The sequence below is a fragment of the Pedobacter yulinensis genome, from assembly GCF_003029735.1.
In the GTDB taxonomy this organism is placed as follows: domain Bacteria; phylum Bacteroidota; class Bacteroidia; order Sphingobacteriales; family Sphingobacteriaceae; genus Pedobacter; species Pedobacter yulinensis.
Genome location: NZ_KZ686268.1, coordinates 1,254,588 through 1,267,847, shown reverse-complemented (window position 1 = coordinate 1,267,847; position 13,260 = coordinate 1,254,588). Strand labels below are relative to the sequence as shown.

Here is a 13,260-nt window from a genome sequence, read left to right as displayed (position 1 = left end):
TGCAAACTTTGCGCCTTTGAAGGGAAGAACTCCTGTATTACCTTTTTACCGGTGCGGCCGCAACGGGTGCGCCTGCCTTCGGTTTCTTGATGTCGATTACTTCGATTTCAAATACCAGCGGACTGAAGGGATTGATGCTTTGGAAACCATTTTCGCCATAACCCAGCTTTGAAGGAATAACCAACACGGCTTTACCGCCTTTGGCCAACAGTTTCATGCCTTCGTCAAATCCTGGAATGGTCTGACCAATCAGCATGGGCACAGGGCCATATTGTTTCATCGGCGTATAGTTGTTATTTTCTTTTGCTACTTTCTCAATGTTGGTGTCGAAGATATTGTATTTGCCATCCTGACGTTTCATCGGGAATTTACCAACGTAATTCACCATAACCGTATCACCTGCCGCAGCCTTTGCACCGCTGCCTGGTGCCTGGATTACATACTGCAGTCCTGACGCGCTGGTTTGGGTCTTCAGGTTGTTGTCGTCAATATATTTTTTAATTTTAACGGGCTCTGACGCTTTATTGGCAGCAACCAGTGCTTTGTACTCTTTTTCGTAAAACTCACGGCGCTTGCGGTCGGCCACAGAGTCAGGCTCGTTGGCACCTTTACGCAAGACTTTCTCTACCTTAACAGTGTAAACAGTGTATTTATCTTTTACTCCTGCCTGCTTAGGCTGACCGGTATATTTTGCTACAGAGTCCAGGTTAATTTTAAAGGTAGCACTGTCGCCCTCGTGCAGTTGTTTCACTGCGTCAGTGATGTCGCCGGGGAACATGGTCTTGCCAATTGGGAAATAGAATGGGCGCTCCATGTCATAGGTGCTCATTTTAACAGAATCACCTTCGGTTTTTTCTACTGCATTCAGCTTGACAAAATCGCCTTCTTTCAGTGTCTCACCGCTGCCCGATTTATGGACTTTGTACTGCAAATCGCCGGGGCCTTTTTTGTATTGCTTACAGGCGGTGAAGCCCATCGCTGCTGCCAGCAGAAAAATAACTTGTTTTTTCATTTGAATCAATTTGGTTTTTCAAACGCTGCCGCCTGTGGTTCAGCCGGCCGGCGTTTATTGTAATAACTGTGTTTTATATTCTTTTAATATGTTTTTGAATTTTTCAATAACAGCTTCGAGCGGCTCTTCAGAGACACCGCCGGCGGCATTCCGGTGGCCGCCGCCATTGAAATACTTCTTGCAGATCTCGTTGGCAGGGAAATCGCCGGTAGAACGGAGCGATAACTTAACCCTGTCGGGCCGGTCAATAATCAGCGCAGCGAGTCTGATCCCGTTCACCGAAAGGGCATAATTCACCACGCCTTCCGTATCGCCGGTTTCAATGGCATATTGCTGAAGTTCCTCCCGGGTAACGGAGATGTACGCTGCGTTGTATTCGTGCAGCACGACCAATTTTTCAGACAGGCAGTGGCCCAGAAACCGCAGCCTGTTTTCTGACGCATTGTCGTATACCAGTTGGTGAATGCGCCAGTGCTGGGCTCCAAGATCGATCAGGTTCGCCGCGATCCGGTAAACGTCTGCCGTAGCCGAGGGGAACCGGAAAGAACCGGAGTCTGTCATGATGCCTGTGTACAGGCAGGTGGCAACGTCTTTGGTAACCAGCGCCGGTTCCTGCAGCTCGTTGATAACGAAATCATAGATAAGCTGCGCCGTTGCACAGGCATTGATGTTCCAATGGCGGTAGTCATCAAAGTCTTCAGGATCAAGATGGTGGTCTATCATGATCTTTTTGCCCTCTGCATTTCGGACCAATTCGCCCAGTTCATTGATGCGCGACAGGTTATTGAAATCCAGGCAAAAGATCAGCGAAGCGGCTGCCACCAGCTTTTCAGCCCTTGAGCGGTCTTCGGTGAAAACCAGGACTTCAGCATTGTTGGGCATCCAGTGCAGAAACTGGGGATAGTCGGTCGGTGTAATGACCTGTACATGATGGCCCTTCTGTACCAGGCAGGCATAAAGTCCCAGCGATGAGCCCATCGCATCTCCATCAGGTTTGTGATGCGTTGTGATCACAATGTGCTGGGGTTGTGCAAGTAAAGATTGTAATTCGGCCTTGGTCATTTTATTCAGCTTGCAAAGCTAACTAATTATAAATGATAATTGGCAGCGTATTTCAAACCTGCTATAATATTAATACTATAAAGCTTACTTTTGTAAAAAATTTTAAATATACCCAGACAAGATGAGCACGAACAGAACTTTTACGATGATTAAACCCGATGCGGTTGCAAACGGCCACATCGGCGCGATCATCAATGATATTACTTCAGCCGGATTTAAAATCATTGCCCTTAAATACACCAGGCTTACGGCAGAAACGGCCGGCGCATTTTACGCCGTTCACCGGGAACGCCCTTTTTACAACGACCTGGTCAATTTTATGTCGTCAGGACCGATCGTGGCTGCGATCCTTGAAAAAGAGAACGCGGTTGAAGATTTTCGCAAACTGATCGGCGCTACCGATCCTTCAAAAGCAGACGAAGGCACCATTCGCCGCAAATATGCCAAATCGATCGATGCGAACGCTGTTCACGGTTCTGATTCAGACGAAAATGCGGCCATCGAAGGCAGCTTTTTCTTTTCGGCCTTTGAACGCTTCTAAACAAGATAACCACACAGATAAGCCACTGCCGCCTGCAGTGGCTTTGTTTTAATTCCCTAACCATCCAGACAACATGAAGAAAATACTGACGGCCATGCTGGCCATCGGCGCCCTGGCCGCTTCGGCGCAGGTCAGGAAGGCGCCTGCCAAAAAACCTGCACCGGCAAAACCCGCAGCAGTAAAAGCCGGAGTACCGGCAGCGGTCCTGAAAACGCCGCTTGACAGTGCCAGTTACGCATTCGGTTCATCTATAGGCAAAAGCCTGCAATCGACCGGCTTAAGCACGCTGAACTATGACATCCTGCTCAGGGGAATCAAAGATGCCTTTACAGACGGTAAGCTCGTTCTTGATCAGTATGCCGCCCAGCAGGCCATCGAAAAACAGATCAAAAAAGCAGGTGAACAAAAATTCTCAGCCAACATCACTGAAGGAAAAATCTTCCTGGCCAGGAATAAATCGGCGGCAGGCGTGAAATCGACCGCATCTGGCCTGCAATACCAGGTGCTGAAAGAAGGAACCGGTGCGCATCCTGCTGCAGAAGACACCGTTACGGTACATTATAAAGGAACTTTACTGAACGGAAAACAATTCGACAGTTCATACGACCGGAATGAGCCGCTGGCACTGCCGCTGAACGGTGTTATCCGCGGCTGGACAGAAGGCGTGCAGCTGATGTCGCCCGGTGCCAAATATAAATTCTGGATCCCCTACGACCTCGCATATGGCGAGCGCGGCGCGGGGGCTGATATTCCGCCTTACAGCACCCTGGTCTTCGAGATCGAACTGATCAAAATTGGCAAGGCTGCAGATCAGGCAGCCGACCAAAAAGGACAATAGAAAAAATCAAAGCAAGCCCTTTCAGCCATTCTGAAGGGGCTTGTTGCTTCAGAACGGCGCAAAACAATTTCAGGGGCATGTTGTTATTTTTTCAAATAAACTCTGAACAACATGGCTTCACTAAAAAAATTCGTCCCCTTTTCCGTCCTGTTGCTGCTGCTGACAACACTGAGCAGCTGTGATCTTGTACAAGGAATTTTCAAGGCCGGTGTGTGGACAGGCGTTATCCTGGTGGTGGTGGTCGTGGCGCTCATTATCTGGCTCATCAGCAGGGTATTCGGCGGTCGCCGTTAACCTACAGAAAGACGATTTCATCCACAACGCTGTTTCCTACCCGTTCGTTGATCTTCTGCAGAATGCCCTGGCGCACAAGCACCAGCTCGTTTTTAATTACTGAAGACTCAATCCGGACAAAGAGGCGCCGGTTGTGTATATAGATCTGTTTGGTGCGGTTGCCGACAGCAATGCCAACGATCTCCGGCCAAAGCGATACGATTGAGGTTTCGTCGAATTTCTGGCGCAGGCGATACGTATCGAGCATTTTGCCGATCGCGTCTTTCAGGCTGATGTCATTGGGCTTACGCATGGCTGTGAACTGTTCCGTTTTCTACGTCGAACAAATGTACGTCTACACCTATACTATTGAAAATGAATCTCACCCTTTCTTTCCCGGTGTCGGTGATGAAGATCTGGCCAAAGTCGTGGTGCGAAACCATTTCCATCAGTTTGTGGATCCGCTGATCGTCCAGCTTGTCGAAGATATCATCGAGCAGCAGCAGCGGCTTGAACCCCTTGTGCTGCTGCAGGTAGGCATACTGCGCCAGTTTCAGCGCAATGAGAAATGATTTTTGCTGGCCCTGCGAACCGAACTTTTTCAACTGCATATCGCCATGAATGTGAAACAGCAGGTCGTCTTTGTGAATGCCGGTGGTGGTGCGTTCCAGGGCTCTGTCCTTGTCTGCGGTATTGATGAGCAGCTGCGCAAATGAGGCCTCGTTCAACTGTGAGTAATAACCCAGCTGTACCGCTTCGCCTCCGCCGGTCAGGAAGGCATAATACTTATCGAAGTAAGGGATAAAGTGGTCCATGAAGGCCCGGCGTTTATCGAACAGCCGGTTGCCGGAGGCTACAAGTTGTTCGTCGTAAATTTCGAGCAGGGCCGGATCATAGCGGCGCGTTTCAGCAATCTGCTTCAACAGGGCATTGCGGTTCAGCAGGTGGCGGTTGTAGGCAATCAGTTCATCCAGGTAAGCAGCATCGGTCTGCGAGATCACATTATCCATAAACCGCCTGCGTTCTTCGCTGCCTTCGAGGATCAGCGCACTGTCGTTTGGTGTGATCATCACCACCGGGAACAGGCCGATGTGATCGGCCAGCTTGACGTACTCCTTTTTGTTGCGTTTAAATTGTTTTTTATGGCCGCGTTTAAGCCCGCAGCTGATTTTTTCGTTTGCGCCATTGCGTTCAAAATCACCCTGTATCAGGAACAGTTCCTCGCCCCGCCTGATCTGCTGAACATCGACCGGATTAAAATAACTTTTACACAAGCAGAGATAATGAATGGCATCGAGCAGATTTGTCTTGCCCGCCCCGTTGCTGCCCACAAACGCGTTCACACTTTCAGAAAAGACAATAGAAGCGTCTGCGTAATTTTTAAAATGCAGCAGACTTAGATTTTTGAGGTGCATGTCAGGCTTCAAAGTTAACCTTTTGCCGTCTTTAATACGCTAAAGATTAATCAAATACTTTCAGCAGGGGGTTGATACTTTGGCCGAATATTGTATTTTTGCACACTTAATTTTTTTAAACAACTATGTCTGCGACAGAAAAAGAGACAACAGTAAAGGTGAGAAAGGGTTCTTTCTTTGAAGAAAACAGCAAGAGCATTCTGTTCATTGCAGGTGCGATCGTCGTATTGGCGGGCATCTACATCTGGTACCAGAATGTTTACCTGAAAGACCGTGCACAGGAAGCTGCTGCCCAGATGTTCAGAGCCGAGCAATACCTCGGTATCGATTCACTTGCAGATAAAGCGATTAAAGGCGAAGGCGGTTACCCCGGCCTTGAGAAGATTGCCGAAGAATACAACAACACCAAGTCAGCGAACCTAGCCAACCTGTACCTGGGTGGTATTTACCTGCGCAAAGGCGAGTACAAAAAAGCGGTAGATGCGTTGAACAAATACAGTTCAACCGGCAGCCCGGTAGCAGACCCGCTTGCACTTGGCCTGCTTGGCGATGCCTATAGTGAACTGAAAGACTACAAACAGGCGGCAAGTTATTACCAGAAAGCAGCAGATAAAAATGCAAAGTTCACGTCGCCCATGTTTCTGAAAAAACTGGGCCTGGTTCAGGAAGCTCAGAAAGACTATAAAGCTGCAGCAGAGGCCTATACAAAAATTAAAACGCAATATCCTGAAAGCCAGGAAGCGCAGATGATCGATGCATACATTGCCCGCGCTGAGGCAAAAACCAAGTAATTAAGACAAAAGCTTTTCAAAGACTTCGCCACGGGCGGGGTCTTTTTTTTTGGCCCGGACCTTGCGGCGGCACCACTGCGGTAAACGCTCCGGTCTACCGGGCATGACACATTAAACGTACCTGCAGAATATGGCAACACAACTAAAAAACCTTTCAGATTTTTCGCACACGACGGTACCTACAGGTACCGGCTTTAAATTCGGCATCGTCGTGGCCGAATGGAATGCAGCCATTACCGGAAGCCTTTATGAAGGTGCCCTTAACACATTAAAGGCGCATGGCGTGTCTGATGATCACATCTTGTCTGTAACTGTACCGGGAAGTTTTGAACTAACTGTTGGTGCTGAGTTGCTGCTCTCAAAACAACCTGAGCTGGACGGTGTTATTTGCCTGGGCTGTGTGATCCAGGGAGAAACGCGTCATTTCGATTTCATCTGTGACGCGGTTGCCCAGGGACTGACAAATGTAGGCATCAAACACAGCAAGCCGGTTATTTTCGGTGTGCTGACCACAGACAACCAGGAGCAGGCCCTTGACCGGTCAGGCGGCAAACATGGAAACAAAGGAGACGAAGCAGCAATCACCGCCCTGAAAATGGCTGAGTTGGCTGCAAGTCTGTAAAACAACTACAAGATGGATTGGATAGCATTTTCTACGAAAGAGCAACTTGAGGAAATCAAGAACAGGGACGGATACAGCGTCATCTTCAAACACAGTACGCGCTGTCCCATCAGCGCCATGGCAAAGAGGCGTTTTGAAATGGATGGCGATCTACTGCCATCAGACGTTCCGCTGTATTTCCTTGATCTGATCCAGTACCGGGAAATTTCAAACCAGATTGCCGAAGACTTCAGTGTGGCGCACCAGAGCCCGCAGGTACTGCTGATCAGGAATGGCGATTGCGTGTTGGAATCGTCGCACGGCGATATTTCGGCAGAGGAAGTTGCCGGCGAGATCCGGTAGCTGCGCGTTCGCACTATCCCCGAAACGGAAAACTACAGGCTGTAATTACTCGCCGCCGGCTGCACTGTCAAACTTCCGGCAAAAAGACCCTCAGCCCGGCCATGCGGAGGGGTCGGGGCTTGTATGAGTTATTGATGGTTTTGCCCATTGATTAACCTTAAGCAACCGGCCGGGGCAAATCATAACCTTCGCAGTATTTAACTGCGACCTGCCGCGCTGATCATAAAGATCACATACAGATGCTCAGGTGCCGAGTCCCTGGGCCTTTAACCGGTCGGGCGCAGCTATCCCGGCATATCACGGGGGCTCAGGCCTTAGGCTGTTGCTTCAATATGCAGAGACCGTGCCGTGCGCTCCCGGACTTCCCGGCAAAGGTCTTCGTTGGCCGAAAGTGACTTGCCATAGGTTGGGATCATCTCGCGCAATTTCTGCTGCCAGGCGGCACTCTCAACCTCGTCCTTGAAACAACGGTGCAGCAGGTCGATCATGATCGAGACGGCGGTAGAGGCTCCCGGCGAGGCACCGAGTAACGCGGCGATCGAGCCATCGGCTGCGCTGACTACTTCGGTCCCGAACTCCAGGATTCCGCCCTGCTCCTCGTCTTTTTTAATAACCTGGACGCGCTGTCCCGCAGTTTCAAGTTCCCAGTCCTTCATTTGCGCCTCGGGCATGTACTCACGCAGCGCTGCCAGACGGTCTTCATTCGATTGTCTGACCTGGTCAATAAGGTATTTGGTGAGCGGAAGGTTATGGATACCGGCCGACAGCATTGGCCTGATGTTGTTCAGTTTAATGGATAACGGCAAATCGAAGTACGAGCCATGTTTCAGGAATTTGGTCGAAAAGCCCGCATAAGGACCAAACAGCAAGGCTTGTTTGCCGTCGATCATGCGTGTATCGAGGTGGGGCACAGACATGGGGGGTGCCCCGACTGCCGCCTTACCGTATACTTTGGCGTGGTGACGTCCAATCACCTCTTCGTTGGTACATTTCAGCCATTGTCCGCTAACCGGGAAACCGCCAAAACCTTTTCCTTCAGGAATATCAGACTTTTCCAGCAGGGGCAGTGAGCCTCCGCCGGCGCCTATAAAAACAAAACGTGCCGTGCGGCTTCGTTTCTCGCGTGTAGCCAGGTCGCGTACCACGACTTTCCAGCCCCCTTCACGGTTTCGTTTCAGGCTTCTGACATCATGGTTAAAATAAAGCGGCGACGTATCTTTCAGGGTATTGAACATGGCCCGGGTCAGGGCGCCGAAATTGACATCGGTACCGATATCCATTCGCGTGGCAGCCACCTTTTCTGTCCGGTCGCGGCCCTGCATCACCAGGGGTATCCACGACTTGATCTCGTCGAAAGACTCGGTGTACTTCATGTCGCTGAACAGCACACCTTTTTGCAGCGCTTCAAAACGCTTTCTGAGGTATGAGACATTCTTTTCTCCCCATACAAAACTCATGTGGGGTATGTTCCGGATAAAACTTCCGGGATCTGAAACAATACCTTTATCAAGCAGGTAGGCCCAGAACTGTTTAGACACCTCGAAAGACTCGGCAATTTTGAAGGCCTTACTTGTTTCGACACTGCCATCAGGAAGTTCGGGAGTATAATTCAGTTCGCAAAAAGCCGAATGTCCTGTGCCCGCATTGTTCCAGGCGTCAGAGCTCTCTGCAGCGGCTATATCCAAACGCTCGTAAATTTCTATTTTAAGTGCCGGGTTGAGTTCTTTCAGCATGACGCCCAAGGTAGCACTCATGATCCCTGCGCCAATTAAAATAACATCTGCATCTGCCTTAAACTCGGTTTTCGATCTATTTTTCATTCATTTTCTCGCGATGCGCAAATTTAGAACGATTCTCAACAAAATTCCTGCCTTTTGCCAGGAAATAGAAAAAATATCGGATTAATAATTGAACCTGATGGTTTTTACAATATCAGGGTGTAAACTGTGTGCGACCGGGCAGGTTCTTGCCGAATGTTCAATGATGGCTTTCTGTTTGTCGCTGTACTGCTGGTCAGGAAACTGAAAATCGACGATGATCTCAACAACGCGGCGTGGCTGTTCGCCCATAACCTTCGTTACTTCGGCCGTTGTACCGTCGATACTGAAACCATGTTCAGCCGCCGCAATCCCGGCAATAGTAAGCATACAATTTCCCAGTGATGTTGCCAACAGATCGGTGGGCGAAAAAGCCTCCCCTTTTCCTTTGTTATCGACCGGGGCATCGGTCAGGATTTCACTACCAGATTTCAGGTGTACAGAAGTGGTCCGCAAACCACCGTTATAAGTTATTTTCGAGGTTGCCATCGTTGGTTTTTTTTACAAGATTACGCTTTCTCGGGCAAATTCGGCGGCTTAGGGCCTAAATTTGAAGTTCTTGTGAAAATGGCAGGGCTCAGGGAACGGTGTAAGCAAGGCACATCTTCTTACATGCCGCCGACAGTCTGTTTTTCGCTGATTTGTTTTCTATTCTTTACCTTTGTAATATGATTGAATTGCCTGTAGTTCCCGCAGTAGAGGTAAAGAGAAAACCGGACTGGCTTCGTGTTAAGCTACCGGTTGGCAAAGAGTACGCCCAGGTACGTAACCTGGTCGACACACACAAGCTGCATACGATCTGCGAGAGCGGCAATTGCCCGAATATGGGCGAGTGCTGGGGAGCCGGAACGGCTACATTCATGATCCTCGGTAATATCTGTACGCGCTCCTGTTCTTTTTGCGCAGTGGCAACCGGGCGCCCGCTGGCTGTCGACGCCGGCGAGCCGAACCGCGTAGCAGACTCAGTGAGGCTCATGGGGGTGAAACACTGCGTCATTACTTCTGTAGACCGTGACGACCTGAAAGATGGCGGATCCATCATCTGGGCCGAAACCCTGCAGGCCATCAGACGGGAAAGTCCCGAAACGACACTGGAAACGCTGATCCCTGATTTCAAAGGACAATGGGATAACCTGTACCGTGTATTGGAAGAGCGGCCAGAGGTGGTATCGCACAATATGGAAACGGTACGCCGCCTTACCCGGCAGGTACGTATACAGGCCAAATATGACCGCAGCCTGGAATGCCTGAAAAGGATTTCAGAACACCGGTTGCGCACAAAGACCGGTATCATGCTCGGCCTTGGCGAAACCGAAGACGATATTTACGAAGCCATGGACGACCTGGTAGCGAACGGCGTACACATCCTGACGCTGGGTCAGTACCTGCAGCCGACAAAAAGCCACCACCCGGTGGTAGACTGGATCCACCCGGACCAGTTTGCCAAATACAAGGAAGAAGGCCTGGCCAGGGGACTGAAGTACGTGGAAAGCGGACCGCTTGTGCGCTCCTCGTACCACGCAGAGAAACACCTCTTTGATCTCGCACTCATTGACTAAAAACAAAGACTTCATTTTGCTGTTTAATTCTTTATCTTAGCCAACTGGAGTGACATCACTGAAAAAAACACCTATTTCTGAGCCTGAACTTGTCCTTGCTCTGCAACGCAGAGATCCGGTCATTCTGAAGCGCCTTTATCAAATGTATTCGGCAGCGCTGTATGGTGTTATTTCACGCATCGTTATCCAGACCGAGATCGCCGAAGACCTGCTGCAGGAAACTTTTCTGAAGATCTGGAATTCGGCAGACAGCTACGATTCTTCAAAAGGCCGTCTTTTTACCTGGATGATGAACATTGCCAGGAACCTGAGTATTGATAAACTTCGTTCCAAAGATTTTAAGAACGCGGCAAAAAACCAGGACATTGAAAATAACGTAAATGATATCGACAGGGGAAACAATGTGAGTTTTAACCCCGATACGTTAGGGATGAGAGATTTAATGGGAAGTTTGAAGCCGGATTTACAAAGGGTATTGGAACTCGTCTATTTTAAGGGATATACACACGTCGAGGTTGCAGAAACCTTAGATTTGCCATTGGGTACGGTCAAGACCCGGATACGCTTGGCCATCATGGAATTGAGAAAGAACTTTAATTAGCGGTGGAAGATATCAGATCATATTTGGAATCAGGAATTCTCGAGCTGTACGTGCTGGGTGAGCTTTCGCATGAAGAAGCCGCAGAAGTGCAGGCTCTCGCCGTGAAACACCCGGAGATCGCTGATGAGATCGCTGCAATTGAGCTTGCGCTGGAGCAGTATGCACAAAGCAACGCCATTGAACCAGACACCGCGGTCGGGCAGCGCATCTTTGCTGAAATAGGCCCCGCAATTTCATTACCCGCATCGCCCGTGGCTGCGGCAGTTCCGCCCCAGCACCAAACGGTCACTGATCCTGAAACAGGGAACCAGTCTGCCCGGTTACGCAGGCTGCAGTTCTGGCTGGCCGCTGCCGTTACACTGCTTGTTGTCAGTGCCGGTGCGCTGTTTTACACCTACAGTGAATTAAGTGCTGCCCGCGAACGCATAACAGGCCTGAGCCTGCAAAACCAGCAGTATACCCGCAATGCAACCTACATGCTAAAAAGCAATGAAGAGCTGAGAACCATGCTGAACATGAATGCAGATGCAGGCTGGTCGGCTGTCAGACTCGCCGGTACCGCACAGGCTCCTGAAGCACGGATGATGGTTTACTGGCACAAAGAAAGCAAACAGGTTATGGTCAACAACGTAAACCTCAAGCTGCCTGAGCACGACAAAAACCACCAATACCAGCTTTGGGCACTGGTTAACGGCAAACCTGTAGACCTGGGCGTCTTCGATGCAGGCAAAGATACCAGCAGCATGATGATCCGCATGAAAGAGATCGCAACTGCGCAGGCATTTGCCGTTACACTCGAACCAGCCGGAGGAAGCAAAAACCCAACGCTGGAGCGCATGGTTGTAATGGGAGCCGTATCAATTTAACAAACAATGTTTTAAAACCGCCGGTATTTCGGCTGCAACCGCCGAGGCGCTGACCACAAACTGCTGGCTTGCCAGGCGCATGCCGGCTGCCCCGTGTATGTAACACCCGATCTTGCAAGCGTCATCGGCCGCGTATCCTTGCGCAAGCAGGGCCGCCAAAATTCCCGTCAGCACATCGCCCATACCACCCTGCGCCATAGCGGGGTCTCCGGTCGGATTGACAAATGCCCTGCCCCCCGGCGGCACAACAAAGGTATACTGATTTTTTAGTACGATCGTGATCTTCCTGGCTGTAGCCTGGCCGAGCGCGTTTTCCAGCCGTTCATTCCAGTCTGTTGCAGGCCCAAACAAGCGGTCAAATTCTTTCATGTGCGGTGTAAGCACGGAACCGCAAGGCAAGCGATCAAGCCATTGTCGGTCAGCCAGGATATTGAGAGCATCTGCATCGAGCAGCAGGGGCCGCCCGGTGGTCAGCAACAGGTTGACCTTCGCTGCTGCACTTTCATCGGTACCCAGCCCGGGGCCGGCGGCCAGAACGCTGAACCGGGCAAGCCCTGCGGCGTTTGCCATTTCTGCCTCTGGCAGGGCCATCACTTCGGGCAGGGCAGTATTCAATGCCGTCAGCCCGCTGGCAGGAATGGCAAGGGTAGTCAGGCCGGCCCCCGCGTTTAAGCAACCTTTCGCCGCAAGCAAGGCCGCTCCCATAGTGGCCGGACTTCCCGCAACCAGCAACGCATGCCCATATGTGCCCTTGTGGCTGAATGGTTTCCTGGGCCGTAGCAGCGAACGCATATCTTCCGGCTCCAGCAGCACCATATCTGAGTGCTGCGATTCGATGAACCGCTCATCCAAGCCAATATCCAGTACCTCAAAAGCCTGTTGGGCGGCCGCAGATTCCGGCAAGAAAAAACTTCGTTTAGGCCGCTGGAAAGTAAATGTCCGCAGTGCCCGGACCCCATTGTATTCGCCGGGAAAAGGGCGCTCCGAAGCCAGGCCACTTGGTACATCGACTGCGTACACCCTGGCACCCATGTGATTGATCTGCGCGGCGAGCCGGTTATAATTTTCATCGAGCGGCCTGTTCAGCCCGGAACCAAACAACGCGTCGATAACGACTGCCGAACTGTCCGGTACCCTGCCGGGCACGGTAATCCACACAGGCTCGATACCGGCTTCCTTTAGCCTGGCCAGGTTTACGGAAAAATCGGCACTCTGACGTCCGGTAAAGGCAGCAATGCTTACCTGCAGTCCGGGGTATCCTTCGGCCTGGAGCAGCCGTGCAATGGCCAGTCCGTCGCCACCATTATTGCCCTGGCCGGCAAAAACATGGATGCTTACCTTTTTGTCAGCTTCGCAGGCCAGAAAGGCATTGACAAAAGCCCGGGAGGCTTCTTCCATCAGGGTCAGTGATGAGATGGACCGTTGGCTGATGGTATGTTCATCGGCCAGGCGCATTTGCTGTGCCGTCAGGATCGTTTGCATAATCAAAAATATCATTAGCAAAAGTCTGCAGCGAATGAA

Annotated in this window: 16 protein-coding genes; 9 read left to right on the top strand and 7 right to left on the bottom strand. The window is 50.7% G+C overall.

Annotation, left to right across the window (positions count from 1 at the left end):
* Positions 1 to 37 precede the first annotated feature (37 nt).
* Positions 38 to 1,012 carry an FKBP-type peptidyl-prolyl cis-trans isomerase gene (locus C7T94_RS05650; protein WP_107214307.1) on the bottom strand — a complete coding sequence of 325 codons (975 nt, stop codon included), beginning with the start codon at positions 1,010 to 1,012 and terminating at the stop codon, positions 38 to 40.
* A gap of 54 nt (positions 1,013 to 1,066) precedes the next feature.
* Positions 1,067 to 2,074, bottom strand: coding sequence for a DHH family phosphoesterase (locus C7T94_RS05645; protein ID WP_107214306.1), 1,008 nt, complete (start codon positions 2,072 to 2,074; stop codon positions 1,067 to 1,069).
* A gap of 121 nt (positions 2,075 to 2,195) precedes the next feature.
* On the opposite strand from C7T94_RS05645, the gene C7T94_RS05640 reads away from it, so the two are divergent.
* The 3 genes from C7T94_RS05640 (at position 2,196) to C7T94_RS05630 (ending at position 3,747) form a co-directional block, all read left to right on the top strand.
* Positions 2,196 to 2,615: a nucleoside-diphosphate kinase gene (locus C7T94_RS05640; RefSeq protein WP_107214305.1), complete on the top strand. Its 420-nt coding sequence runs from the start codon at positions 2,196 to 2,198 to the stop codon at positions 2,613 to 2,615.
* A 73-nt stretch (positions 2,616 to 2,688) separates the two neighbouring features.
* On the top strand, positions 2,689 to 3,453 hold the full coding sequence (locus tag C7T94_RS05635; protein WP_107214304.1) for an FKBP-type peptidyl-prolyl cis-trans isomerase: 765 nt from the start codon (positions 2,689 to 2,691) through the stop codon (positions 3,451 to 3,453).
* A gap of 111 nt (positions 3,454 to 3,564) precedes the next feature.
* A complete protein-coding gene (locus C7T94_RS05630; protein WP_107214303.1) occupies positions 3,565 to 3,747 on the top strand; it encodes a hypothetical protein in 183 nt (60 codons plus the stop codon).
* Position 3,748: 1 nt separating this feature from the next.
* Here the strand turns inward: C7T94_RS05630 and C7T94_RS05625 are convergent, their stop codons facing one another.
* Both C7T94_RS05625 and recF read right to left on the bottom strand, forming a co-directional pair.
* A complete protein-coding gene (locus tag C7T94_RS05625) occupies positions 3,749 to 4,039 on the bottom strand; it encodes a DciA family protein (RefSeq protein ID WP_107214302.1) in 291 nt (96 codons plus the stop codon).
* Complete coding sequence (gene recF, locus C7T94_RS05620) at positions 4,032 to 5,141, bottom strand: DNA replication/repair protein RecF (RefSeq protein ID WP_107214301.1); 1,110 nt, start codon at positions 5,139 to 5,141, stop codon at positions 4,032 to 4,034. Before recF ends, C7T94_RS05625 begins: the two co-directional genes overlap by 8 nt.
* A gap of 125 nt (positions 5,142 to 5,266) precedes the next feature.
* Here recF and C7T94_RS05615 point away from each other — a divergent pair, with 125 nt between their 5' ends.
* The 3 genes from C7T94_RS05615 (at position 5,267) to ytxJ (ending at position 6,896) form a co-directional block, all read left to right on the top strand.
* Entirely contained in the window at positions 5,267 to 5,932 is a 666-nt protein-coding gene (locus C7T94_RS05615; RefSeq protein ID WP_107214300.1) for a tetratricopeptide repeat protein, read from the top strand.
* 130 nt (positions 5,933 to 6,062) lie between these two features.
* The gene (gene ribH, locus C7T94_RS05610; RefSeq protein ID WP_107214299.1) at positions 6,063 to 6,554 is read left to right on the top strand and encodes a 6,7-dimethyl-8-ribityllumazine synthase; all 492 of its coding nucleotides are present in this window, start codon (positions 6,063 to 6,065) and stop codon (positions 6,552 to 6,554) included.
* A gap of 12 nt (positions 6,555 to 6,566) precedes the next feature.
* On the top strand, positions 6,567 to 6,896 hold the full coding sequence (ytxJ, locus tag C7T94_RS05605) for a bacillithiol system redox-active protein YtxJ (protein WP_107214298.1): 330 nt from the start codon (positions 6,567 to 6,569) through the stop codon (positions 6,894 to 6,896).
* Between the two features lie 314 nt (positions 6,897 to 7,210).
* Here ytxJ and C7T94_RS05600 read toward each other — a convergent pair whose 3' ends face one another.
* Together C7T94_RS05600 and C7T94_RS05595 are read right to left on the bottom strand one after the other, a co-directional pair.
* A complete protein-coding gene (locus C7T94_RS05600) occupies positions 7,211 to 8,716 on the bottom strand; it encodes a malate:quinone oxidoreductase (protein WP_107214297.1) in 1,506 nt (501 codons plus the stop codon).
* Between the two features lie 81 nt (positions 8,717 to 8,797).
* Positions 8,798 to 9,202 (bottom strand): OsmC family protein, encoded by a 405-nt coding sequence (locus C7T94_RS05595; RefSeq protein WP_107214296.1) that lies wholly within the window; start codon positions 9,200 to 9,202, stop codon positions 8,798 to 8,800.
* 179 nt (positions 9,203 to 9,381) lie between these two features.
* Between C7T94_RS05595 and lipA the strand changes: the two genes are divergently transcribed.
* Genes lipA through C7T94_RS05580 form a run of 3 tightly spaced genes read left to right on the top strand, consistent with a single transcriptional unit; the run spans position 9,382 to position 11,739 of the window.
* Positions 9,382 to 10,272 carry a lipoyl synthase gene (gene lipA / locus C7T94_RS05590; protein ID WP_107214295.1) on the top strand — a complete coding sequence of 297 codons (891 nt, stop codon included), beginning with the start codon at positions 9,382 to 9,384 and terminating at the stop codon, positions 10,270 to 10,272.
* A 49-nt stretch (positions 10,273 to 10,321) separates the two neighbouring features.
* Entirely contained in the window at positions 10,322 to 10,873 is a 552-nt protein-coding gene (locus C7T94_RS05585) for an RNA polymerase sigma factor (protein ID WP_107214294.1), read from the top strand.
* 23 nt (positions 10,874 to 10,896) lie between these two features.
* The gene (locus C7T94_RS05580; protein WP_162618558.1) at positions 10,897 to 11,739 is read left to right on the top strand and encodes an anti-sigma factor; all 843 of its coding nucleotides are present in this window, start codon (positions 10,897 to 10,899) and stop codon (positions 11,737 to 11,739) included.
* Here the strand turns inward: C7T94_RS05580 and C7T94_RS05575 are convergent.
* A complete protein-coding gene (locus C7T94_RS05575; protein WP_107214697.1) occupies positions 11,731 to 13,221 on the bottom strand; it encodes an NAD(P)H-hydrate dehydratase in 1,491 nt (496 codons plus the stop codon). The genes C7T94_RS05580 and C7T94_RS05575 overlap by 9 nt on opposite strands.
* Positions 13,222 to 13,260 lie beyond the last annotated feature (39 nt).

What these genes read in the sequence shown, in the direction of transcription:
- C7T94_RS05630 (WP_107214303.1), top strand. Translation starts at nt 3,565, where the DNA reads ATGGCTTCACTAAAAAAATTCGTCCCCTTTTCCGTCCTGTTGCTGCTG.
- ytxJ (WP_107214298.1), top strand. Translation starts at nt 6,567, where the DNA reads ATGGATTGGATAGCATTTTCTACGAAAGAGCAACTTGAGGAAATCAAG.
- lipA (WP_107214295.1), top strand. Translation starts at nt 9,382, where the DNA reads ATGATTGAATTGCCTGTAGTTCCCGCAGTAGAGGTAAAGAGAAAACCG.
- C7T94_RS05640 (WP_107214305.1), top strand. Translation starts at nt 2,196, where the DNA reads ATGAGCACGAACAGAACTTTTACGATGATTAAACCCGATGCGGTTGCA.
- C7T94_RS05650 (WP_107214307.1), bottom strand. Translation starts at nt 1,012, where the DNA reads ATGAAAAAACAAGTTATTTTTCTGCTGGCAGCAGCGATGGGCTTCACC.
- recF (WP_107214301.1), bottom strand. Translation starts at nt 5,141, where the DNA reads ATGCACCTCAAAAATCTAAGTCTGCTGCATTTTAAAAATTACGCAGAC.
- C7T94_RS05615 (WP_107214300.1), top strand. Translation starts at nt 5,267, where the DNA reads ATGTCTGCGACAGAAAAAGAGACAACAGTAAAGGTGAGAAAGGGTTCT.
- C7T94_RS05635 (WP_107214304.1), top strand. Translation starts at nt 2,689, where the DNA reads ATGAAGAAAATACTGACGGCCATGCTGGCCATCGGCGCCCTGGCCGCT.
- C7T94_RS05575 (WP_107214697.1), bottom strand. Translation starts at nt 13,221, where the DNA reads ATGCAAACGATCCTGACGGCACAGCAAATGCGCCTGGCCGATGAACAT.
- C7T94_RS05625 (WP_107214302.1), bottom strand. Translation starts at nt 4,039, where the DNA reads ATGCGTAAGCCCAATGACATCAGCCTGAAAGACGCGATCGGCAAAATG.
- C7T94_RS05645 (WP_107214306.1), bottom strand. Translation starts at nt 2,074, where the DNA reads ATGACCAAGGCCGAATTACAATCTTTACTTGCACAACCCCAGCACATT.
- ribH (WP_107214299.1), top strand. Translation starts at nt 6,063, where the DNA reads ATGGCAACACAACTAAAAAACCTTTCAGATTTTTCGCACACGACGGTA.
- C7T94_RS05595 (WP_107214296.1), bottom strand. Translation starts at nt 9,202, where the DNA reads ATGGCAACCTCGAAAATAACTTATAACGGTGGTTTGCGGACCACTTCT.
- C7T94_RS05600 (WP_107214297.1), bottom strand. Translation starts at nt 8,716, where the DNA reads ATGAAAAATAGATCGAAAACCGAGTTTAAGGCAGATGCAGATGTTATT.